The sequence below is a fragment of the Kitasatospora sp. NPDC029367 genome (assembly GCF_055569135.1).
In genome coordinates, this window is the sequence record NZ_JBVHYH010000036.1 from 1 (window position 1) to 20,299 (window position 20,299).

Here is a 20,299-nt window from a genome sequence, read left to right on the forward strand (position 1 = left end):
TGGGGAGGAATTCGTGGAGGAGGGTGGTCGTGTTCGGGTGGTGGTTGTGACGGGGGAGGGGGGTGGCGTGCCGGGCCCGGGGAGGACAAGGCACCCGCGGCGGGCTCAGCCCGTGAGGGAGGGGAAGGCGGGGACCAGGCCGCCGTCGATGACGAGGTCCTGGCCGGTGATGTAGGAGGAGCGGTCGGAGAGCAGGAAGGCGACGGTCTCGGCGACGTCCTCGGGGCGGCCCAGGCGGCCGAGCGGGACGTGGGCGCGGATCGGCTCGTGGTCGGCGGGGTCGGGGACGGCCGCGTGGAACATCTCGGTGACGATGTAGCCGGGGCTGACGGAGTTGACCCGGATGCCGCGCCCTGCGAGTTCGGTGCCGAGGGTGCGGGCGAGGCTGAGGACGCCCGCCTTGGCGGCGGCGTAGACGGCGGCGCCGGGGAGGCCGCGGTGCGGGGTCCAGGAGGCGTTGAGGACGACGGAGCCGCCGCCGGCCGCGTCCAGCAGCGGCAGGGCGTGCTGGACGGTGTACAGCACACCCTTGAGGTTGGTGCCGATGACCTGGTCGACCTCGGCCTCGGTGAGTTCGGCGGCGGGCCGGAAGATGCCGACGCCCGCGTTGGCAAAGACGCCGTCGAGCCTGCCGAAGCGGGCCCGGACGGTGTCGGCGAGGCGGGCCAGGTCGGCCGGGACGGAGACGTCGGCGCGGACGGTGAGCAGGCGGTCGCCGCCGTCGAGCCGTTCGGCGGCGCGGGCGAGGCGGCCGTCGTCGCGGCCGGTGACCACGACCCGGGCGCCGGTGCTGAGGAGGTGGCGGGCGGTGGCGAGGCCCATGCCGCTGGTGCCGCCGGTGACGAGGACGGTGGTGTCGTTCATGGGCCCCACCTTCACGGCGTGCGGCCGGGCGGTACCAGACCCGCGTCAACCCGGGGTTCCGGAGGACCACCCTGGGGTGGGGAACAGATCCGATCACCGCCTGGTTGGGGCAGGACGACGGCCAAGTACGGCACTCACGAAGGGGCTTACCCATGAAGATCGGCATCATCGGCGCGGGCAACATCGGCGGCAACCTGACGCGCCGTCTGACGGCGCTCGGGCACGAGGTCTCGGTGGCGAACTCGCGCGGGCCGGAGTCGTTGAAGGCCCTGGTCGAGGAGACGGGCGCGAAGGCGGTGACGGCCACGGAGGCGGCGAACGGCGCCCAGGTCGTGGTGGTGACGGTGCCGTTGAAGAACGTTCCGGACCTCCCCGCGGGCCTGTTCGACGGCGCCGCCGAGGGGGTGGCGGTGATCGACACCGGCAACTACTACCCGAAGGAGCGCGACGGCCGGATCGACGCGATCGAGGACGGCGGGCTGACGGAGAGCCGCTGGACGGAGCAGCACCTGGGCCACCGGGTGGTGAAGGTGTTCAACGGCACCTACGCGCAGGACCTGCTGGACCGCCCCCGCCCGGCGGGCGACCCGGAGCGCCTCGCCGTGCCGGTCGCGTCGGACGACGAGGCGGCGAAGGCCGTGGTGCGGGCGCTGGTCGACGAGTTGGGCTTCGACACCGTGGACGCGGGCGGCATCGACGACTCCTGGCGCCAGCAGCCGGCCGCGCCGGTGTACGGGCTGCGCGCCGGGGTGGAGGCGGTCACCCGGGCGCTCGCGGAGGCGTCCCCGGAGCGCCCGGAGGCGCACCGGGCCTGAGTCACCGCGGCGGGGCCGCCGGTCAGGCCGAACTCGCCCGCACGACCAGCTCGGTGGGCAGTTCCAGGCCGCCCGTCGGCGCGGCCTCGCCGTGCACCTGGTCCAGCAGCCGGACGACCAGCCCGGCCGCCAGGGCCCGCAGCGGCAGCCGGACCGAGGTCAGCGGCGGGTGCAGGTGCCGGCACAGCGGCGAGTCGTAGAACCCGGTGACGGCCACCCCGGCGGGCCCGACCGCCAGCCCCTCGGCCCGGATCGCCTCGTACGCGTCCAGCGCCAGCAGGTCGCTGCCCGCGGCGACGGCCGTCGGCCGGTCGGGCCCGCGCAGCAGCTCCCGCACGGCCGCCACCGGGCCGTCGGCCGGGGCCGAACCAGCCCTGGCCCCGGCCCCGGCCGACGGAGCGGCCGACGGAGCGGCCGACGGCCCGGTCGTCGTCACCGACCGGGCCGTCGTCACCGCCGACAGGCCCAGCCGGCGCGTCTCGGCGAGGAAGCCCGCCCGCCGGGCCGCCATCCAGGGCAGCTCCTCGGCGGCGCCGAGGTAGCCGATCCGGCGGTGGCCCTGCGCCGCGAGGTGCCGCACCACGGCGGCCATCGCCGTGTCGTTGGCGATGTCCGCCCAGTGCTGCGGTTCGCCCGGTCCGGTCCGGCCGAAGCTGACGAAGGGGACACCCAGCCCGGCGACGTGGGCGATCCGCCGGTCCTCGGTCAGCACGTCCGCCAGCACCAGCCCGTCGACCTGCCGGGCCGCCACCAGTTCGTCGATGGCCGCCACCGGGTCCGCCTCGGGCGGGGCGGGCCGGAACAGCAGCACCCGCTGCCCGCGTTCCCCGGCCGCGTCGACCAGGGCCTCCAGGAAGCCGGCCATCAGCGGGTTGGGGTCGAGCGGGTCGTCCACCGGCGCGAGGTAGCCGATGGTGCGCCGGGCGCCGCTGCGCAGCGACCGGGCCGACTGGTCGGGCTGGTAGCCGAGTTCGCGGATCGCCGTGCTGACCCGGGCCAGCGTCTCGGCACGGACCCGGTGCGGGGCGTTGAGCACGTTGGAGACGGTCTGCCGGGAGACCCCGGCCGCGCGGGCGACCTCCTCGATGGTGCTGGCGCCACGGCGCGGTCGGTGCGCTCCCTCGGGCATGCGGGGTCCTCCGGTCGTGGGTCAGGGGCGGCGCAGCGACAGCAGCCCGCCGCGCGGCACCGCCAGGGTGTCCGTCCAGTCGAGGTCGATCTCGTCCTGCCGGACGATACGCCCCCGGGCGTCCTGGACGGTGGCGGTGGCCCTCCCGCTGCCGCCGATCAGCCGGACGTCCGGGTCGGCGTCGGCATTGGCCACCAGCAGGGTGTGCCAGTCGTCCGCCGAGACGTCCACCGGCAGCGCCGCGTACCGGGCGACCACGACCGTCCCCTCGCCGCGGGCGGTGACCAGCGGGTATCCGAGGTCGGGCCGGCTGGGGAGCAGTTCACCGCGTTGCAGGGTGTCGAGGTGCTCGCGGAACACCCCCAGCCAGAAGGCGATCGCCTCGCGCTGCCCGGGGCCCTGGGCGGCGAGGTCGACGGAGATCTGGGGCACCGCGAAGAGCACGTTGACCAGGTGGCAGGCGATCTGCTCGGGCGGCTCGGCCGGGTGCCACATCAGCATGTCGGCGTGCACGGGCACCGGCCCGGCGGCCAGCCGCACGTCCAGGGTGCGCTGCCGGTTCTCCTGCGGGCTGAGCGGGCAGTCGGTGGCCCGGATCATGGTGACGTACGGCCACAGGGCGGGGCTGACGTACGGCTGCCGGTGCTCGATCATCGCCTCCGGGTGGACGGCGGTGGTCCGGGCCCGGATCGCGGCGAGCAGCTTCGCCACGCCCTCGGCCACCTCGGCGCAGTCCGCCTCGGGGCCGGGCACTGGGGCGTCGGGGCGCTCGGCGGCGCGGGCGAAGGAGTCGACGAAGTCGACCTTGAGCCCGTCCATGCCCCACTCCTCGACGGCCCGGGCCAGCCGGTCGGTGAGGAACTCGCGGACCTCGGGGTAGCGCGGGTCGGCGACCACCGCGCCCAGGTGGGGGACGTCGGCGAGGGCGTGCCGGCCGATCTTCCGGTAGGCGGCGCTGTCCTTGCCGATGAACGGCAGCGCGTACCAGAGCAGGTACCGCACGCCGAGGTCGTGGACGCGCCGGACGTGCTCGGCGGTGTCGGGCAGCGAGACGGGCTCCCAGTCGCCGCAGTGGGCGTAGCCGCGGGTGCGGTCGGCGGTCATCCAGCCGTCGTCGACGATGATCACGTCCAGCCCGAGGGCCTTGCCGAGCGCGGCCTGGGTCTCGATGCGCTCGGGCGAGACCTCCTGGTGCATCGAGTACCAGGTGGAGTAGGCGGGGCGGCGGGCGTCCTCGGGGACGACGACGGTGCGGCCCTCGCCCCACCAGGCGGTGAGGTCGGCCAGGCAGCGGGCGAAGTGCCGACGCGAGGTGTCGATCCGGACGGTGATCCGGCCGGTGGCCTGGGCCCAGAAGCGGAAGTCGCCGGTCTCCTCGACCACTCCGGCCCCGGCCAGCACCTCGGTCTGCTCGGCCGCGAAGGCGCAGACCGCGGTGTCCCCGGTGCCGACCAGCGCGGCGATCGGGGCGCCGGCGGCGAGGCCGGTGCGGCGCGGGGCGCTCCAGGCGGCGGGCAGCCAGCCGGTGCCGCGCGGTTCCGGGGTCCAGAAGGAGGTGACGTCCACGCAGGGCACCCGCCACTCGATCCGGACCTCGGCGGGGCCCTCGGCGGTCACCTCGACCACGCCGTCGGCGACCTCCCGGGCGGTGGCGGTGCCGCTCGCCCGCAGGTCCGGGCCCCCGGCGTGGAGCAGCGGGTGGAGCGCTCCGGGGGCGGGGGCGTGCGGCTCCCAGACCTCGGTCGTGGCCTCGGCCACGGTGCCGGTACCAGTGTCGGTCTCGGTGTCGGTGTCGGTCATGCCGATCAGCCCTTCGTCGCGCCGGCCAGCAGGCCGGAGATGAACTGCCGTTGCAGGACCAGGAACAGGACCATCATCGGCAGGGTGGAGAGCGCGGTCCCGGAGAGGATCGCGCCGTAGTCGGTGGTGCTCTGGTTGCCGTACAGGGTCGCCAGGGCGACCGGCAGGGTGTGCATGTCCGGGCTGCGCAGCGCGATCAGCGGCCAGACGAACTGGTTCCAGGAGCCCAGGAAGAGGAAGATCGAGAGCGCGGCGAGCACCGGCCGCATCACCGGGACGACGACGTTCCACAGCACCCGGAACTCGCCCGCGCCGTCGACCCTGGCGGCGTCCAGGAGTTCGTCCGGCAGGCTGCTCAGCGACTGGCGCATCAGGAAGACCGCGAAGGGCACGCACAGCCCGGGCAGGATGATCGCCTGGTAGGAGTCGAGCAGGCCGAAGTCCGTCATCATCTTGAACAGCGGTACCAGCACGACCTGTTCGGGCACCACGAGGGTGGAGAGCAGCAGCGCGAACAGCAGGGTGCGGCCGCGGAAGCGGAACTTGGCGAAAGCGTAGCCGGCCAGCAGGGCGACGACCAGGGCGCCGAGGGTCTGGATCCCGGCCACCAGCAGGGAGTTGCCGAGCACCCGGAGCAGGCCGATCCGCTGGTCCAGCCGGTGGAGGTTGTCGCCGAGGCCCCCGCCGGGCAGCAGGTGCGGCGGCCAGTCGAAGATCTCGGTGTCCTTGCGGGTGACGGAGATCAGCAGCCAGTAGAAGGGGGCGACCGAGAGGCCGGTGAGGCCCGCCAGGAGGAAGGTCAGCGGCCAGCCGCGGAGGTTCTTGGGGTTCATCCGTCCTTCTCCCCCATCAGGCGCATCTGGACCGCGCCGAGCACGGCCACCAGCAGGGTGAGCGCGTAGGCGATGGCGGAGGCGTAGCCGAAGTCGAAGTAGCGGAAGCCGTTCTGGTACAGGTACATGGAGACGGTCAGGCTCGCGTTGTCCGGGCCGCCGCCGGTCAGCACGTACGGCTCGTCGAAGAGCTGGAGGGTGCCGATGGTGGAGAGCACGACGGTGAACAGCAGCACCGGGCGCAGCGCCGGGACGGTGATCGCGGTGAAGCGGCGGACGGCACCGGCGCCGTCGACCATCGCGGCCTCGTACAGCTCCTTCGGGACGGACTGCAGGCCGGCCAGGTAGATGACGGCGTTGTAGCCGGTGTAGTGCCAGGTCAGCACCAGGACGACGGACATCCGGGCCCAGAACGGCTGCCCCAGCCAGTCGACGGAGGGCAGGCCGACGGCGTGCAGCAGCCAGTTGACCGCGCCGTCGTCGCGCTTGAGCAGGAAGGCGAACATCACGCCGGTGGCGACCAGGCCGGTGACGGCGGGCATGAAGACGCCGAGCCGCCAGACGGCCCGCCAGCGCACCAGGGTGGAGTTGATGCCGACGGCCAGCAGCAGGGCCAGCCCGAGCATCAGCGGGACCTGCACCACGAGGATCTCGCCGGTGTTGCGCAGGGCCGTCCAGAACAGTGGATCGTCGAGCAGGCGCCGGTAGTTGGCGAGGCCGGCCGGGCGGGCGGCGGGGCCGGAGCCGGTGGTGAAGGAGAGCAGCAGCGAGTCGACGATCGGGTAGGCCTTGAACACGCCGAAGGTGATCAGGGCGGGGGCGAGCAGCAGGTACGGCAGGGCGGTGCGGCGCAGCCGGGCCCGGCGGTGGGCGCGCGCGGCCGGGCCGGCGGGGCGGGCAGGCCCGGCCGCCCCGCTGACGGCGGGCGCGGTGACGGCGGTGGTGGCGGTCATACGACGGTGCGTCCGGTCTGCTGGGCGAGCTGCTTGGCGGCGTCCTGGAGGACGGCGGCGGGGTCGCCGCCCTTGAGCAGGACCTTGGTCTGGGCGTCGCTGGCGAGCTTGAGGGCACGGGCGTAGTCGCCGGAGTAGTTGGTGGGGTCGCCGCCGTCGGTGGCCAGCTCGGCGAAGGTGCGCAGCGGGGACTGGCCGCCGTAGTAGTCGCTGGGCCTGGCGTACATCGGGTCGCCGTAGGCGTCGAGGAGCGCGGGGAAGACTCCGCCGGCCTCGAACATGGCGTTCACCGAGGCGGGGCGGGTGAGCGCGTACTCGACGAACTTCCAGGCGGCGCGGCGGCGCGGGCTGGAGGCGGCGACGGTGAGGTGGGTGGAGTTCACCAGGGCGGTGCGCCTGCCGCCGGCGGTGACGGCCGGGGGTTTGGCGAGGCGCCAGTTGCCGTGCTGGTCGGCGAACTTGGCCTCCAGGTAGTGCGCGGCCCATGCGGGCATCGGGGCGACGGCGAGCTTGCCGGCCTTCATCAGAGTGGCCCACCCGTGGTCGCCGGGGGCGTCGGCGACCAGCCCGGTGTCGTCCAGGTGCTTGAGGGTGGCCAGGGCGCGGACGTCCGGCTCGGAGCCGAGGGTGATCCGGCCCTGGAGGTCGAAGTAGAAGGCGCCCTGGAGCTGCATCAGGGACTGGACGAAGTCCAGGTCGGGGCTCGGGTTGGCGGCCTTGCTGATGCCGATCAGCGAGATGCCGGGGTTGGCGGCCTTGAAGCGGTCGGCGGCCGCGGTGAGGTCGTCCCAGGTGGCGAAGGTGGTGGGGTCGAGGCCGGCCTTGTCGAAGTAGTCCTTGCGGTAGAAGAAGCCGAGCGGGTTGGCCTCCCAGGGCAGGGCGTAGGCGTGGCCGTCCTTGCCGGTGACGACCGGCCACAGGCCCTTGGCGAACTTCTCCCGGTGCGCGTCGGCGCCGAGGGCCGAGAGGTCGGCGAGGCCGCCGGGGAACTTCTCCAGGTAGCCGGGCAGGTAGTCGCAGCCGATGTGCAGGACGTCGCCGAGGCCCTGGCCGCCGGCCGCCAGGCCGACGGTGATCTTGTCCCAGATGGCGGGGTTGCCGATGTCCTGGACGTCCACCGTGATGCCCGGGTTGTCCTTCTCGAAGGCCGGGACGACGGCGCGCAGCGCGACGGCCGCGGTGGCCCACGACCAGACGGTGACCTTGCCGGTGTCGGCGTCCCCGCCGGAGGCGCTCCCCGAGCCCGGGTCGCCGCAGGCGGCGAGGGCTCCGCCGGCCGCGAGGGCCAGCAGGCCGGCGCCGGAGGCGCGGAGCAGATCGCGGCGGGAAAGGTGTGACATTGCATTCCTCCCGATGGGTGGCTCTGGACGGAGGCGGGGCATGGGGGTGGTGTACGCTCGACGGCTGAGTTTGAACGTTCAAAACAACAAAACAGACCACAACTCAACAGATTCGCACGAGCGGGACACAGCAAACGCCCGCCCTCCCCGCGCCGTCAACCCCTGCGCACCGAAGGACGGGCTCCGCAACCGTTCCGTTATGAGCGTCGGGGGTCAGGGGCGGACCACCGGGGCGCCGGTGAGGTCGACGCCGGCGTGGCGGAGCTCGGCGAGCGCGGCGTCGGTGGTGTCGGGGGCGACGCCGGCCGTGTAGTCGAGCAGGACGCGGGCGTCGAAGCCGGCCCGGCGGGCGTCCAGGGCGGTGGCCTTGACGCAGTGGTCGGTGGCGATGCCGACGACGTCGACGGCGTCCACGCCGCAGTCGTGCAGCCAGTCCGCGAGCGGGGTGCCGTCGGCGGTGAAGCCCTCGAAGCCGCTCTTGGAGGCGGAGCGGGCGCCCTTGTAGAACACCTCGTCGACCGCGCCGGCCTCGACCGCGGGCAGGAAGTCGGGGTGGAACTCGCCGCCCTCGGTGCCGACCACGCAGTGCACCGGGAAGGAGTCCCGGTAGTCGGGGTGCTCGGAGAAGTGACCGCCCGGGTCGACGTGGTGGTCCCGGGTCGCGACCACCCGGGACCAACCCTCCCGCTCCGGGCCCTGGATCAGCGCGGCAATCGCCCGGGCCCGGTCGGCACCGCCGCCGACCGGGACGCTTCCGCCCTCGCAGAAGTCCTTCTGCACATCCACCACGATCAGCGCGCGCGTCATCGAACGGCCTTTCCTCACCTGGTTCTTACGCATCCGCGGCCCAGCTTGGCGGGTCGACGGCCGTGGACGAAGCAACCGGGCGGCCGTTCACTCGAACGGGTTCCACCGGTTCCGGCGGGGGTACGGCGGGGCGCGACGGGCGGCCGCCGTCGACGAAAGGGCGCCGAACCCGCGTCGAACGGGCCATTGAGAGCCCGCCGACGACCCGCCTACACTCGCGCCCGTCCGTGACCCCGCGTCCCGGATTCCGCTCCGTGTTCCACCCCGTGTTCCGCCTCGTGTTCCGCCCTGTATTCCCCCCGTGCCCAGGGCGCTCGATCCGCCCCGGGCCGATCGCCCACGTCCCCCAACCAACCCTCGTGGAGGACTACTTGAAGGCTCGAACGATACGCCGCATGCTCCTGGCCGGGGCGAGCAGCCTGGCCCTCGCGGCCTCCGGCGCGCTCGCCGCACCGGTGGTCGGCAGCACCGTGGCCGGCAGCGCCGTGACCGCCGACTACCCGACGGTGCGCCCCACCGTGGCCGACTACGCCCAGGTGTCGGCGAGCACCACTCCCCCCACCCCGGCGCAGTGCGCCGGTGCGGGCCGCCGCTGCTTCGACCCACAGGCGATCAGGGCCGCCTACCACCTGGGCCCGCTCTACGCGGGCGGCTTCGACGGCCGCGGCCAGACGATCGCGATCGTCGACTCGTACGGCAGCGACACCATGGCGCACGACCTGCACGTCTTCGACCAGGCCTTCGGCGTCGCCGCGATGTGCGGCGAGGAGGCGGTGACCTGCCAGCCCGGGATGCCGTCCTTCAGCGAGCTGCACGTCCAGGGCGATCCGGGCACCACCGCGCCACCGCCCACCAGCCACGGCACCGGCCAGGAGAGCAAGGCCGCGTGGGCGCTGGAGGTCGCGCTCGACGTGGAGACCGCGCACGCGATGGCGCCCGGTGCCAACATCCTGCTGGTCAGCACGCCGACCGCGGAGACGCTCGGCGTCCAGGGCCTGCCCGCGATGATGAACGCCGAGCAGTACGTGGTCGACCACCACCTGGCGAACGTCATCTCGCAGTCCTTCGCCTCCGCCGAGGGCGCCTTCGGCAGCGCCCAGTCCATCGAACCGCTGCGGCACGCCTTCAAGTCGGCGGCCCTGAACGGGGTCACGGTGCTCGGCTCCTCCGGCGACAACGGCACGACCGGTTCGGAGAAGACCCCGGTGAAGTCGGGCGGCTCGACCCTGCCGTACCCGTCGGTGGAGTGGCCGGCCTCGGACCCGCTGGTGACCGGTGTGGGCGGCACCTACCTGTGCACCGACCCCGGGGCGACCGGCGCCCGGACCGTGGACAGCACCGACAACCCGGCCGTCTGCCAGCACGACTCCGGCTCCGCCGAGGTGGGTTGGACCTACTCCGGCGGCGGGTTCAGCCGGGTCTTCGACCGGCCCGACTACCAGTCGGCGCTGCCGGCCGGCTCCACCGCGATCGGCGCCAAGCGCGGCGTGCCGGACATCTCCCTCCAGGCCGCCTCCAGCACCGGCGCACTGGTCTACCTGTCGCTGCCGCCGGACGGCTCCTCGGGCCTCAAGTGCGGTGCCACCCCGTGCAGCACGGGCTGGTACGACATCGGCGGCACCTCGCTGTCCTGCCCGCAGTGGGCCGGCCTGGTCTCGATCGCGGACCAGATCAACGGCGGCGGCCTGGGCCTGATCAACCCGGCCCTGTACAAGCTGGGCACCGACCCGGCGAAGTACGCGGCCGACTTCCACGACGTGACGCTCGGCGACAACACCACCGACCCGACCGTCCCGGGCTACCCGGCCGGTACGGGCTGGGACCCGGTCACCGGCCTGGGCACGCCCGACGCGGCGAACCTGCTGCCGGACCTGGTCAGCGCCGTCCGGGCGGGCTGACGGCGGCACGGTCCCCCGCCCCGTCGAGTCGTCCGGCTCGACGGGGCGGAGCCGTGTGCGGGAAGTCGGCCCGGCCGACTTCCCACGCACTGCGCCCCGCACGGCGGTCGGTCAGCGGGGTGACCGGATGCCGTCGATGATGCGGGTCCAGTTGTCGCCGCCGTGTCCGTCCTCGATGGCGCGCCGGTAGTGGGCCTGGACGGCCAGCGGGAGGGCGAGGTCGAGGCCGAGCGAGGTGTTGGTCTCGACGATGTGGTCGGCGGTCGCCCCCATCATGGTGACCGTGCTGAGGTCACCGGGGTGCTCCCCGGCGTCGAGCGCGGTGCCGGGGCTGGCCTCGCCGGCCCGCAGGATGGCGCCGATCGTGTCGGCGGAGGCCAGCAGCTCGGGCAGTGCCTCCCCGGCCTTCATCCCCGCGGTGCCCAGCATCGCGGTGGCCTGCATCAGGGCGGACAGGGTGGTGAGGAAGACGGCGAGTTGGGCCTGGTACATCATCTGGGCAAGGCCCGGGTCCTCGCCCAGGTACTTCGGCGCTCCGACCAGGGCCAGCGCCGACCGGTGGCGCTCCATCACCTGCGCGGGGCCGCTGTAGTACACCTGGGCCGCCGCCGTGCCGACCATCGGCGCGGGGACCATGACGCCCCCGGTGAGGAAGGCGGCGCCGTGGCCCGCCGCCCAGGCGGCGGCCTCGCGCGAGCGGTCGGGGGTGTCGGAGCTCAGGTTGACCAGGGTCCGCCCGGCGAGCGCCGCGGTGGCGCCGTCGAGGATGTCGTACATCGCCCGGTAGTCGGTGAGGCTGAGGAGCACGAGGTCGCTCGCCCCGACCGCCTCGGCGGGCGTCGCGGCGAGCTTCGCCCCGGCTGCGACAACGCCGTCGGCCCGGGCGGCGGTACGGTTCCAGACGGTGACCGGGTGGCCGGCGGCGAGGAGGGCACGGGTCATCGCCTGCCCCATCGGGCCGAGCCCGATCACGGTGACGGCGCTGTGCTGACTGCTGGTGTGGTTCTGTCGTTCGTTCACCCCTCCATGCTCGGCCAGGGACACTATCCTCGGAAGTACCCACTGTTTTCTGCGGTACTTACCATTTCGTAAGGGGGATCGGTGATGGCCAAGGCACCGAGGAACGGGCCCTACATCTGCGGGATCGACGCCGCGCTCGACGTGGTGAGCGGCAAGTGGAAGGGGCTGATCCTCTGGGAACTCGCCACCCACGGCATGCGCCGCTTCGGCGAACTCCGGCGCGCCCTGCCGGGCGTGAGCGAGAAGATGCTGACGCAGCACCTGCGGGAGATGGAGCAGGACGGCCTTGTCCACCGGGAGGTCTTCGCGGAGGTGCCACCGCGGGTGGAGTACTCCCTGACCGAGGACGGGCGGACGCTCAACGAGGCGCTCCGGCCGCTGGGCGCCTGGGGAGCCGGGCGGGTCCACCGCGAGGGCCTCGACCTCGTCGCCGTGGCCGAGGCCTCGCTCGGGTAGACCGGCTGGGCCGGCTACGCCGGTTGCGGTTCGACGGCCATGGCCGGGATCGGCCACCAGCTCGCCGGGGCGTCGCGCAGCACCAGGGCGCAGTCCACGACGGCGCTCCCCGGCGGGAAGCGGTCCGGGTCGTCGAAGAAGGAGGACGCGGCGGAGCGGACCCGGCAGGCCTCCACCGGCCAGGCGTCGGGCCGCAGTTCCATGCCGTCCAGGCGACTGCCGGAGCCGGTGGCCGAGAAGCCCTTCGCCCCGTTCCGGAAGAACCGGGAGGCCTCGGCGAGGTCGGCGAAGAGCTCGCTGCCCCGCAGTTCGTCGGACAGCTCGACGGTGACGTCCACCCGGGTACCGCCGTCCCTGGCCGCCAGTGCGACGCGCAGCCGGTCGGGCGTCTCGTCCACCTCGAAGTCGGCCCGGCCGTGCTCACCGGGGAAGAGCCGGCCGCCGGCCCAGGCGTTGAGCCGCGAGGCGGTGTCGCGGCGGGGGATGTAGACGCCGGTCTCGACGCCGTCCGGCCCGTCCCACTCGACGGCGAAGCGGTGGGCCGCGTTCTCACTCCGCAGCCCGAACGCCCTGGGCGCCCAGGCGGGCCGCACACTCCCCAGGCGCAGCAGGCAGATGCCCGCGACCGCGTGGCCGTGCACCAGTTGCGGGCGCAGCGGCCCGGGGAGCAGACGCGCCGCGACCTCCGGCGCGACCCGGTAGTTCACCAGCAGCCGTCGTTCGACGACGCTGGACAGTCGTGGCTGCCTCATGACCCCTCGTTCTGCGCCCCGGGGCGCCATTTGGTGTGGCGGAGCACGATCTGCTCGGGGCAGACCGCGCTGAGGAACCGGCCGACGCAGGTGGCCAGGCGTTCCTCGGCCAGCGCGTAGATGATCCGGTTGCCCTCCCGCCGCTCGGTGACGAGCCCGGCTCCCCTGAGCACGCCGAGGTGTCGTGAGATGGAGGGCGCGCTGATCGCGAACCTGGCGGCGATCTCGCCGGCCGCGAGCTCACCGCCCCTGAGGTCCTCGAGGATCTGGCGCCGCGTCGGATCGGCAAGGGCGCGGAAGGCTCCGGCCTCGGCCTGGGCATCGGTCATCCCCAATATTTAGCACCTTGGCTAAATATCTAACAAGGGGTCATGGGAGAACGGCCGCGCGGGCCCGGTGAGTCGTGGGGGAGACTCACCAGACCCGCGCGGGCGCGTGCCGGCTCGGGGCCGTCGGGATCCTGCGTCAGCAGGTGAACCTCGGCGACTGCACCGAGCCCTGGCGGACGTCGTTGTTGGTGATCCAGGTGTCGATCACCAGGGTCCCGCCGAGCGCGCAGTAGAGGTCGTGCCCCATCCACTGCTGCGAGACGTTCACGGTCAGATCGCTGTCGACGGTGTAGAGGACGCTCGGGTAGAAGTCGCTGATGGAACCGTCCGGGTTGACGCGGGCGACCGCCTGCCAGACGCGCAGCTGGGTGTCCGGCGTCCCGTAGACGGTCACCGACGAGGCCACGCTGTTCTGGTAGTTGTCGGGCCGCGCGCACGGCAGCAGCGAGACGCCGTGGCCCACGTACACCGAGTTCGCCCTGATGTCGATGCCCCCGCGGCAGCCGCCGCCTCCGATCGCCTGCGCCGAGGCGCTGCCGGCGGAGCCGGCGACCAGGCCGAGGGTGGCCGCCGCCGCGAGGGCGAGGCTGGTGAGCTTGCGCATGGGTGTGTTTCCTCCGCTGTCGGATTGGCCGTGCACCGCCACCCTCACCGTCGGGGCTCCTCCGGCGACAGCTTTTCGCCGCTGGGCCTCATAGTTGAGAACTCACCCACGGCGGCCCGGCCGCGTGGCACCATCGGCTGTGCTCGAAATCGGCTTCCGGCCGGCCGACCTGGCTCGCGTCCGGTTCGCGGTCTCTCCGCTGGATCACGTGCTGGGCGGCGTGGCCGGCCCGCAGCACCACTGCGCCCGCGACTCGGTGAACCGCGACCGGTGGTGGCGCCGGGTGAAGGGGCATGTCCCGCAGCAGGCCGCGGCTTTCGTCGAGCTGGTCAACGCGAGCCCGCTCGGCGTGCCGATGTTCCTGATCCCCGACCGCACGGCCGCGCGGGCGACCATCGGCGACGAACTCGACGCCCTGCTCGCCCTCCCCGAGGCCGAGGTCCACCAGGAGATGCAGGGCTACGGCACCGGGCCGCACCTCCCCCGCGTCATCGCCGAGTTGTGTGACGACGGCACCCGCCAGCTGCGCCGGATCACCGACGCCGCCTGGGCGCTGTTCCGCAGCTGCCTCGCCCCGGACTGGCCCGACATCCAGCGCGCCCTACGGGCCGACATCGAGCAGCGCTCGCGCGCCGTCGCCGAGACAGGGCTCGGCCCGATGCTGGCGCAGCTCCACCCGGACCTGTCCTGGCACGACGAGGGCCTCCTCCGGTACGCCGGTCCGGAGTGGCAGCTCGCGTACGACCTCGGCGGGCGCGGGCTGGAGTTGCGCCCGAACCTCTTCCTCTCCGGCCTCACCGCACCCCTGGGCGACCACCGGTCGTCGGCCCTGCTCTACCCCGGCCGCGAGCACCCGGCCCGCCGCGCGGACGGCCTGGCCCGCCTGATCGGCGCCGCCCGTACCCGGGCCCTCCGGGCGATCGCCCAAGGCGCCTGCACCACCGGCCAGTTGGCCGAGAGCCTCGGCCTCTCCGCGCCGACCGCCTCCGCCCACGCCACCGTGCTGCGCGACGCCGGGGCCATCACCACCGAACGCCGGGGCCGCGAAGTCCGGCACAGCCTCACCGCCCTCGGCCGCGACCTCCTCGGCTGAACACGGTTACGCGGGAGGTCGGCCGGGCCGACTTCCCGCGCGGTCCGTCGGACCTACCGGGTGGGCATGAGGTCGACGTCGAGGTCCAGGGCCGCCAGGTCGTCATCGTCGACGGTGCAGGCACGGACCTGGAGCTTGAACTTCCCGCGCGGGACGTCCCTGGGGAGGTCGATGACGGCGGTCAGCACCGTGCCGCCCACCGGGACGGGGCCCTTCCCGTCGCTGGTGTCGCAACTCAGCCTCAGGGCCTCCGAGCCGCCTCCGCGCAGCTCCTCGAAGAGGTCGAACCTGCGTTGGAGGAGCTTGACCAGGCCGAGCTTGATGGTCAGGTCGAAGTAGGCGCCGTCCTTGATCTCCCGCTGCACCGTCCCGTCGATCCGGAGCGTGGCGGCGCTCCCCGGCTTCAGCGGATCCGGCGTGACCGAGACGGAGTCGATCCGCAGCGGATCCGACGGCAGACCCTCGTTCGTGTAGCTCCAGCCCGGCATGGCAGACCCCTTCTGTCGCGACGCGCCCCAGCGGCGCGTCGCGACAGTCTTGACCGCGGCCGGCAGTCGCCCCGGACGGAGACACGTCAATCCACCCGAACGGATGAATGAACGGGTGGAGCGAAGGTCTCAGCGCCCCACCTCGCGCAGTCGGAGGTCCTCGACCGTCTCGCGGCGGATCAACAGCCGGGCGCGGCCGTCCTTGACGGCGGCCACGGCGGGGCGGCCGACCAGGTTGTAGCCGGAGGCCATCGAGAGCTGGTAGGCGCCGGCCGCGGGGACGGCGAGCAGGTCGCCGGGGCGCAGGTCGGCGGGCAGGACGGCGTCGCGCACCAGGACGTCCCCGGCCTCGCAGTGGCGGCCGACGACGTCCACCCGGGCCGCACCGGCGTCGGAACGGCGGCCCACCAGGCGGACGCTGTAGGGGGATCCGTACAGGGCGGGGCGCGGGTTGTCGCTCATGCCGCCGTCGACGGCCACGAAGGTGCGGCCGTCCGCCAGGTGCTTGACGGAGAGCACCCGGTAGACGGCCACCGCCGCCGGTCCGACGATGGCGCGACCCGGCTCGACGATCAGCCGGGGCACCTCCAGCCGGGCCTCGGCGCAGCGGACCGCGAGCCGGTCGGTGACCCGGACGGCGAACTCGGCGAGGTCGAACTCGGCTTCCCCCGGCAGGTACTTGATGCCGTGGCCGCCGCCGAGGTCCAGTTCGGCCAGTTCGACGCCGTGCCGCTCCCGCACCTCGGCGAGCAGGCCCACCAGGGCGTCCACGGCCTGGAGGAAGGGTTCCAGCTCGGTGATCTGCGAGCCCAAGTGGCAGTGCAGTCCGGCCAGTTCGAGGCCGGGCTGGTCGAGCACCCGGGCGATGGCGTCGGCCGCGTCGCCGCCCTCGATCGGGAAGCCGAACTTCTGGCCGCCGACGCCGGTCCGCACGGCCGCGTGGTGCCCGGCCGCGATCCCGGGGACGACCCGGACCAGCACCCGCTGCGGGGTGTCGGCGGCGACCAGCGCGGCCAGCCGGGCGATCTCCGCCGGGCCGTCGATCACGATCCGCCCGACCCGCAGCCGCCGGGCCAGCCGCAGTTCCTCCGGGGACTTGGCGTTGCCGTGCAGCAGGATGCGCTGGGCCGGGAAGCCGGCCGAGACGGCCAGCCACAGTTCACCGGAGGAGCAGACGTCCAGGCCGAGGCCCTCCTCGGCGACCCAGTCGGCCATCGCGCTGCACAGGAAGGCCTTGCCCGCGTACAGCACCTCGGCGTGCGGCAGCGCCCGCCGGTAGGCCCGGGCGCGGCCGCGCACCTCGCCCTCGTCCAGGACGTACAACGGGGTGCCGAACCGTTCGGCCGCCTCCGCCAGTCCGACGCCGCCGACCAGCACCTCACCGCCCGGGCCGGGCCGCGCCGAGGCGGGCCAGGGGCCGCCGAGCGCGTCGGCGGGGGCGGGGGTCGGAACCGGCGGGGCGATCAGCTGGGTCATGGCGGCTACTCCTACGGGTGGTCGGGAAGGGCGGCTCGGCTAGGCCGTGCTGGCCTAGTCCTCGTAGTGCACGGCGAAGCGGCAGTGCGCCGGGCGGGTGCGCGCCCGGTCGTCGGCGCTCGGCGCGGGTGAGGGCGGCTCGGGCCGGTCCTGCCGGTCCTGGTGGTCCTGGTGGTCGACGGCGGGCACCAGGCGGATGGTGCGCCCCAGCGGCCGGTCGACGTCGATGACGGCGGTGGCGGTGGTCACGGCGGGCTCCTCGGGTCTGCGGCGGGGGCCGTCGTCCGGCGGCCCGCATCCAGTGGAGACCCTCCGGGCACCGTTCGCACCCGGCCTTGACGCACGGCCTACGCATCGGGGGCGTACCTTGACGACTCCCTGACGTGCCCGGGATTCCCGTCTTCCGAACGGCTGTTCGCGCAGGTCAGGGGCCAGGCGCAGGCCGGGCGCTCACAATGTCAGGGAAGCGTCAAGGACGGCCGCTTCGCCGCCAAGCCTGCGTCAAGGCCCGCATGGCGCGGCGGACTCCGATGGTGGGCTGTGGCCCGTCCCCGTCGCCCCCGAGCACGCCGCCCCGCAGCTTCGGGGCGCCCCGGAAGGTCCCCCGAGACGATGCGCCGTTCGGCCCTCACCCCACCGGACACCACACCCGGCACCACACCCGGCACCACCACCGGCACCACGCCCGGCACCACCCCGGGCACCGGCCCGGACACCGGCCCCGGGCGGCAGAACTGGTTCCGCCGCCCGGAGCCCGCCGCACCGCAGCCCGCCGCGCCGGAGCCCCCGCACCCGAGCCACCGCCCGTCGACCGCCAAGGGCCGACGGCAGCTGATCACCCGGCAGCAACTGGCCGAGGCACTGCCCGCCGCCGTACGCAAGCTGCATCCGCGCACCATGCTGCGCAACCCGGTGATGCTCGTGGTCGAGACCGGCTCGGCGCTCACCACCATCAGCGCCGTCATCCACCCGAGCGTCTTCGCCTGGCTGATCTCCTTCTGGCTGTGGCTGACCGTGCTGTTCGCCAACCTCGCCGAGGCCGTGGCCGAGAGCCGGGGCAAGGCCCAGGCCGCCTACCTGCGCCGCGCCCAGGCGGCCACCACCGCCCGACGGCTGCTGCACTGGCGGGTCGGCATCCGCGACCACCGCCACGAGGTGCTCCCCGCCGAGGAGTTGATGCTGCACGACATCGTGCTGGTGCCGGCCGGGGAGGTGATCCCGCAGGACGGCGAGGTGGTCGAGGGCGTCGCCACGGTGGACGAGTCCGCGATCACCGGCGAGTCCGCGCCCGTCATCCGGGAGTCCGGCGGCGACCGCACGGCCGTCACCGGCGGGACGAAGGTGCTCTCCGACCACCTGGTCGTCCGGGTCACCTCGCGCCCCGGGCAGAGCTTCGTGGACCGGATGATCGCCCTGGTCGAGGGCGCGAACCGGCAGAAGACGCCGAACGAGATCGCCCTCAACATCCTGCTGGCCTCGCTCACCATCGTCTTCGTGCTGTCCGTGGTCTCGCTCCAGCCGATGGCCATCTACGCCCACGCCCCGCAGACCACCGTCGTGCTGGTGGCGCTGATGGTCGCGCTGATCCCGACCACCATCGGCGCCCTGCTGTCCGCGATCGGCATCGCCGGAATGGACCGGCTCGTCCAGCGCAACGTGATCGCCCTGTCCGGCCGCGCCGTCGAGGCCGCGGGCGACGTGGACGTGCTGCTGCTCGACAAGACCGGCACCATCACCCACGGCAACCGCCGGGCCGTCGCCCTGCACCCGCTGCCCGGCGCGACCACCGAACAGCTCGCCGAGGCGGCCCAGTTGGCCTCCGTCGCGGACGAGACCCCGGAGGGCCGCTCCCTGGTGGAACTGACGAATCGTCAGTACTGGGTGCCGCCGCGGACCCCCGGCGAACTGGGCGAGCAGCGGCCCGTCCCGTTCACCGCGCACAGCAGGATGAGCGGCGTCGACCTCAGCTGGCCGGACGGCTCCGGCTGCCTGATCCGCAAGGGCGCGGCCGCGGCCGTCGCCCGCTGGGTGGTGGACTCCGGCGGACGGATGCCGATGGAGGCGAAGCCCCTGGTCGACCGGATCGCCGCGGCCGGCGGCACCCCGCTGCTGGTCGCCGTGCACGACCGGCACGGCGCCCGGGCGCTCGGCGTGGTCGAGCTCAAGGACGTGATCAAGGAGGGCATCGCCGAGCGCTTCGCCGAACTGCGCCGGATGGGCATCCGCACCGTCATGGTCACCGGCGACAACCCGCTGACCGCCCGGGCGATCGCCGAGGAGGCCGGGGTGGACGACTTCCTCGCCGAGGCCACCCCCGAGGACAAGCTCGCCCACCTCAAGCGCGAACAGGCCGCCGGGAACATGGTCGCGATGACCGGCGACGGCACCAACGACGCCCCCGCCCTCGCCCAGGCCGACGTCGGTGTCGCGATGAACTCCGGCACCCCGGCCGCCAAGGAGGCCGGCAACATGGTCGACCTCGACTCCAACCCGGCGAAGCTGATCGACATCGTCCGGGTCGGCAAGCAACTCCTCATCACCCGGGGCGCGTTGACCACCTTCTCGATCACCAACGACGTGGCCAAGTTCTTCGCGATCATCCCCGCGATGTTCGCCCACGCCTACCCCGGGCTGCACCACCTCAACATCATGGGCCTGCACAGCCCGCAGTCGGCGATCACCTCCGCGATCATCTTCAACGCGCTGATCATCGTCGCCCTGATCCCGCTCGCCCTGCGCGGCGTGCGCTACCAGCCCGCCTCCGCGACCGACCTGCTCCGGCGCAACCTGCGGGTGTACGGACTGGGCGGGCTGGTGCTGCCGTTCCTCGGCATCAAGGCGATCGACCTGCTGATCGAGTTCGTCCCGGGCCTGGGCTGAACCCCACGGCTGTCAGGAGGCCGTCAAGATGTGTGCGACCGGCGTCATGGCGGTGTCAGCGCCGGGCCGGACGGCACGGTTCCGGGGTTCACTGGAGGCATCCGAAGCAAGGAGCACCTCACCGGCACAACCCGACCGGAGTGCACTACCGGAGAGACGGAGGCGAACCGCCATGACCGGCACCACGACCGACACCACCACCGGCACCATCACCGGCACCACGACCGGCACCACCCGGGTGATCGTCGGCCTGAGCGGATCGCTGAGCAGTCTGGCCGCCCTCTACCACGCCGTCGGGGAGGCGGCCCGGCACGAGGCCGTGCTGGTGCCCGTCGCCGCCTGGACGGTCGGCGACCGGGACGGGCTGCGCCCGCTGTCCGAACTGGAACACGCCGCCCGCCGGCGGCTGGACGTCGCCTTCGAGCAGGCCTACGGCGGCTACCCGTCCGGCCTGGTGATCCACCCGGTGGTGGTGAACGCCGAACCGGGGCCCGCCCTGGCCGCCGCCGTCAGCGGACCGGACGACCTGCTCGTCCTCGGTGCCGCCACCCGGCGCCGCTTCGACCTGCTGCGCGGCACCTCTGTCGCCCGGTACTGCCGGCACCGGGCGGGCTGCCGGGTGGTCGAGGTCTCGCCGTCGGCGCTGCTGACCCGGCTGGAGCTGACCGCCCGCACCGGGGCGCCGCTGCCGCTGCTGGCGCGGTAGCGGGCCGGGCGGGGGCCTCGGGCCCGGCCTGGCCCAGCCGTCGAGCCGCCGACGCG

20 protein-coding genes are annotated in these 20,299 nt (G+C 73.7%); 6 read left to right on the top strand and 14 right to left on the bottom strand.

Features of this window, described 5'->3' with window-relative positions; translation table 11 throughout:
* Window positions 1-105 precede the first annotated feature (105 nt).
* Entirely contained in the window at window positions 106-864 is a 759-nt protein-coding gene (locus ACZ4W5_RS20375) for an SDR family NAD(P)-dependent oxidoreductase (RefSeq protein WP_465655954.1), read from the bottom strand.
* 152 nt (window positions 865-1,016) lie between these two features.
* Between ACZ4W5_RS20375 and ACZ4W5_RS20380 the strand changes: the two genes are divergently transcribed.
* Window positions 1,017-1,679, top strand: a complete 663-nt coding sequence (locus tag ACZ4W5_RS20380; protein WP_465655956.1) for an NADPH-dependent F420 reductase — start codon at window positions 1,017-1,019, stop codon at window positions 1,677-1,679.
* Between the two features lie 22 nt (window positions 1,680-1,701).
* On the opposite strand, the gene ACZ4W5_RS20385 is transcribed toward ACZ4W5_RS20380, so the two are convergent.
* From ACZ4W5_RS20385 to ACZ4W5_RS20410, 6 genes are all read right to left on the bottom strand, one after another.
* Window positions 1,702-2,808: a LacI family DNA-binding transcriptional regulator gene (locus ACZ4W5_RS20385; RefSeq protein WP_465655957.1), complete on the bottom strand. Its 1,107-nt coding sequence runs from the start codon at window positions 2,806-2,808 to the stop codon at window positions 1,702-1,704.
* A 21-nt stretch (window positions 2,809-2,829) separates the two neighbouring features.
* Window positions 2,830-4,608 (bottom strand): glycoside hydrolase family 36 protein, encoded by a 1,779-nt coding sequence (locus ACZ4W5_RS20390; RefSeq protein WP_465655958.1) that lies wholly within the window; start codon window positions 4,606-4,608, stop codon window positions 2,830-2,832.
* A gap of 5 nt (window positions 4,609-4,613) precedes the next feature.
* Complete coding sequence (locus ACZ4W5_RS20395; protein WP_465655960.1) at window positions 4,614-5,441, bottom strand: carbohydrate ABC transporter permease; 828 nt, start codon at window positions 5,439-5,441, stop codon at window positions 4,614-4,616.
* Complete coding sequence (locus tag ACZ4W5_RS20400; protein ID WP_360238562.1) at window positions 5,438-6,394, bottom strand: carbohydrate ABC transporter permease; 957 nt, start codon at window positions 6,392-6,394, stop codon at window positions 5,438-5,440. Before ACZ4W5_RS20400 ends, ACZ4W5_RS20395 begins: the two co-directional genes overlap by 4 nt.
* Complete coding sequence (locus ACZ4W5_RS20405; protein ID WP_465655962.1) at window positions 6,391-7,734, bottom strand: ABC transporter substrate-binding protein; 1,344 nt, start codon at window positions 7,732-7,734, stop codon at window positions 6,391-6,393. The genes ACZ4W5_RS20400 and ACZ4W5_RS20405 overlap by 4 nt, the downstream gene beginning before the upstream one ends.
* A 213-nt stretch (window positions 7,735-7,947) precedes the next feature.
* Window positions 7,948-8,541: an isochorismatase family protein gene (locus ACZ4W5_RS20410; RefSeq protein ID WP_360238558.1), complete on the bottom strand. Its 594-nt coding sequence runs from the start codon at window positions 8,539-8,541 to the stop codon at window positions 7,948-7,950.
* A gap of 395 nt (window positions 8,542-8,936) precedes the next feature.
* Between ACZ4W5_RS20410 and ACZ4W5_RS20415 the strand changes: the two genes are divergently transcribed.
* Window positions 8,937-10,439: a S53 family peptidase gene (locus ACZ4W5_RS20415; protein WP_465655963.1), complete on the top strand. Its 1,503-nt coding sequence runs from the start codon at window positions 8,937-8,939 to the stop codon at window positions 10,437-10,439.
* Between the two features lie 111 nt (window positions 10,440-10,550).
* Here ACZ4W5_RS20415 and ACZ4W5_RS20420 read toward each other — a convergent pair whose 3' ends face one another.
* A complete protein-coding gene (locus tag ACZ4W5_RS20420; protein ID WP_465655964.1) occupies window positions 10,551-11,459 on the bottom strand; it encodes an NAD(P)-dependent oxidoreductase in 909 nt (302 codons plus the stop codon).
* An 84-nt stretch (window positions 11,460-11,543) separates the two neighbouring features.
* Between ACZ4W5_RS20420 and ACZ4W5_RS20425 the strand changes: the two genes are divergently transcribed.
* Window positions 11,544-11,915, top strand: coding sequence for a winged helix-turn-helix transcriptional regulator (locus ACZ4W5_RS20425; protein ID WP_465655965.1), 372 nt, complete (start codon window positions 11,544-11,546; stop codon window positions 11,913-11,915).
* 14 nt (window positions 11,916-11,929) lie between these two features.
* Here the strand turns inward: ACZ4W5_RS20425 and ACZ4W5_RS20430 are convergent, their stop codons facing one another.
* The 3 genes from ACZ4W5_RS20430 to ACZ4W5_RS20440 form a co-directional block, all read right to left on the bottom strand.
* Window positions 11,930-12,667: a DUF2071 domain-containing protein gene (locus tag ACZ4W5_RS20430; protein ID WP_465655966.1), complete on the bottom strand. Its 738-nt coding sequence runs from the start codon at window positions 12,665-12,667 to the stop codon at window positions 11,930-11,932.
* Window positions 12,664-12,996 carry a metalloregulator ArsR/SmtB family transcription factor gene (locus ACZ4W5_RS20435; protein ID WP_465655967.1) on the bottom strand — a complete coding sequence of 111 codons (333 nt, stop codon included), beginning with the start codon at window positions 12,994-12,996 and terminating at the stop codon, window positions 12,664-12,666. Before ACZ4W5_RS20435 ends, ACZ4W5_RS20430 begins: the two co-directional genes overlap by 4 nt.
* Before the next feature lie 136 nt (window positions 12,997-13,132).
* Entirely contained in the window at window positions 13,133-13,600 is a 468-nt protein-coding gene (locus ACZ4W5_RS20440) for a hypothetical protein (protein ID WP_465655968.1), read from the bottom strand.
* 208 nt (window positions 13,601-13,808) lie between these two features.
* On the opposite strand from ACZ4W5_RS20440, the gene ACZ4W5_RS20445 reads away from it, so the two are divergent.
* On the top strand, window positions 13,809-14,693 hold the full coding sequence (locus tag ACZ4W5_RS20445) for an ArsR/SmtB family transcription factor (protein ID WP_465655970.1): 885 nt from the start codon (window positions 13,809-13,811) through the stop codon (window positions 14,691-14,693).
* 53 nt (window positions 14,694-14,746) lie between these two features.
* Here ACZ4W5_RS20445 and ACZ4W5_RS20450 read toward each other — a convergent pair whose 3' ends face one another.
* From ACZ4W5_RS20450 to ACZ4W5_RS20460, 3 genes are all read right to left on the bottom strand, one after another.
* Window positions 14,747-15,181 carry an ML domain-containing protein gene (locus ACZ4W5_RS20450; RefSeq protein WP_465655971.1) on the bottom strand — a complete coding sequence of 145 codons (435 nt, stop codon included), beginning with the start codon at window positions 15,179-15,181 and terminating at the stop codon, window positions 14,747-14,749.
* Window positions 15,182-15,310: 129 nt separating this feature from the next.
* Complete coding sequence (lysA, locus tag ACZ4W5_RS20455; RefSeq protein WP_465655972.1) at window positions 15,311-16,657, bottom strand: diaminopimelate decarboxylase; 1,347 nt, start codon at window positions 16,655-16,657, stop codon at window positions 15,311-15,313.
* Between the two features lie 54 nt (window positions 16,658-16,711).
* Window positions 16,712-16,906 carry a hypothetical protein gene (locus ACZ4W5_RS20460; RefSeq protein WP_360238538.1) on the bottom strand — a complete coding sequence of 65 codons (195 nt, stop codon included), beginning with the start codon at window positions 16,904-16,906 and terminating at the stop codon, window positions 16,712-16,714.
* A gap of 363 nt (window positions 16,907-17,269) precedes the next feature.
* Here ACZ4W5_RS20460 and kdpB point away from each other — a divergent pair, with 363 nt between their 5' ends.
* Both kdpB and ACZ4W5_RS20470 read left to right on the top strand, forming a co-directional pair.
* On the top strand, window positions 17,270-19,537 hold the full coding sequence (gene kdpB, locus ACZ4W5_RS20465; protein WP_465655974.1) for a potassium-transporting ATPase subunit KdpB: 2,268 nt from the start codon (window positions 17,270-17,272) through the stop codon (window positions 19,535-19,537).
* Window positions 19,538-19,709: 172 nt separating this feature from the next.
* Window positions 19,710-20,243, top strand: a complete 534-nt coding sequence (locus tag ACZ4W5_RS20470) for a universal stress protein (protein WP_465655976.1) — start codon at window positions 19,710-19,712, stop codon at window positions 20,241-20,243.
* Window positions 20,244-20,299: the final 56 nt, after the last annotated feature.

What these genes read in the sequence shown, in the direction of transcription:
- ACZ4W5_RS20375 (WP_465655954.1), bottom strand. Translation starts at nt 864, where the DNA reads ATGAACGACACCACCGTCCTCGTCACCGGCGGCACCAGCGGCATGGGC.
- ACZ4W5_RS20380 (WP_465655956.1), top strand. Translation starts at nt 1,017, where the DNA reads ATGAAGATCGGCATCATCGGCGCGGGCAACATCGGCGGCAACCTGACG.
- ACZ4W5_RS20385 (WP_465655957.1), bottom strand. Translation starts at nt 2,808, where the DNA reads ATGCCCGAGGGAGCGCACCGACCGCGCCGTGGCGCCAGCACCATCGAG.
- ACZ4W5_RS20390 (WP_465655958.1), bottom strand. Translation starts at nt 4,608, where the DNA reads ATGACCGACACCGACACCGAGACCGACACTGGTACCGGCACCGTGGCC.
- ACZ4W5_RS20395 (WP_465655960.1), bottom strand. Translation starts at nt 5,441, where the DNA reads ATGAACCCCAAGAACCTCCGCGGCTGGCCGCTGACCTTCCTCCTGGCG.
- ACZ4W5_RS20400 (WP_360238562.1), bottom strand. Translation starts at nt 6,394, where the DNA reads ATGACCGCCACCACCGCCGTCACCGCGCCCGCCGTCAGCGGGGCGGCC.
- ACZ4W5_RS20405 (WP_465655962.1), bottom strand. Translation starts at nt 7,734, where the DNA reads ATGTCACACCTTTCCCGCCGCGATCTGCTCCGCGCCTCCGGCGCCGGC.
- ACZ4W5_RS20410 (WP_360238558.1), bottom strand. Translation starts at nt 8,541, where the DNA reads ATGACGCGCGCGCTGATCGTGGTGGATGTGCAGAAGGACTTCTGCGAG.
- ACZ4W5_RS20415 (WP_465655963.1), top strand. Translation starts at nt 8,937, where the DNA reads ATGCTCCTGGCCGGGGCGAGCAGCCTGGCCCTCGCGGCCTCCGGCGCG.
- ACZ4W5_RS20425 (WP_465655965.1), top strand. Translation starts at nt 11,544, where the DNA reads ATGGCCAAGGCACCGAGGAACGGGCCCTACATCTGCGGGATCGACGCC.
- ACZ4W5_RS20430 (WP_465655966.1), bottom strand. Translation starts at nt 12,667, where the DNA reads ATGAGGCAGCCACGACTGTCCAGCGTCGTCGAACGACGGCTGCTGGTG.
- ACZ4W5_RS20435 (WP_465655967.1), bottom strand. Translation starts at nt 12,996, where the DNA reads ATGACCGATGCCCAGGCCGAGGCCGGAGCCTTCCGCGCCCTTGCCGAT.
- ACZ4W5_RS20440 (WP_465655968.1), bottom strand. Translation starts at nt 13,600, where the DNA reads ATGCGCAAGCTCACCAGCCTCGCCCTCGCGGCGGCGGCCACCCTCGGC.
- ACZ4W5_RS20450 (WP_465655971.1), bottom strand. Translation starts at nt 15,181, where the DNA reads ATGCCGGGCTGGAGCTACACGAACGAGGGTCTGCCGTCGGATCCGCTG.
- lysA (WP_465655972.1), bottom strand. Translation starts at nt 16,657, where the DNA reads ATGACCCAGCTGATCGCCCCGCCGGTTCCGACCCCCGCCCCCGCCGAC.
- kdpB (WP_465655974.1), top strand. Translation starts at nt 17,270, where the DNA reads ATGCGCCGTTCGGCCCTCACCCCACCGGACACCACACCCGGCACCACA.
- ACZ4W5_RS20470 (WP_465655976.1), top strand. Translation starts at nt 19,710, where the DNA reads ATGACCGGCACCACGACCGACACCACCACCGGCACCATCACCGGCACC.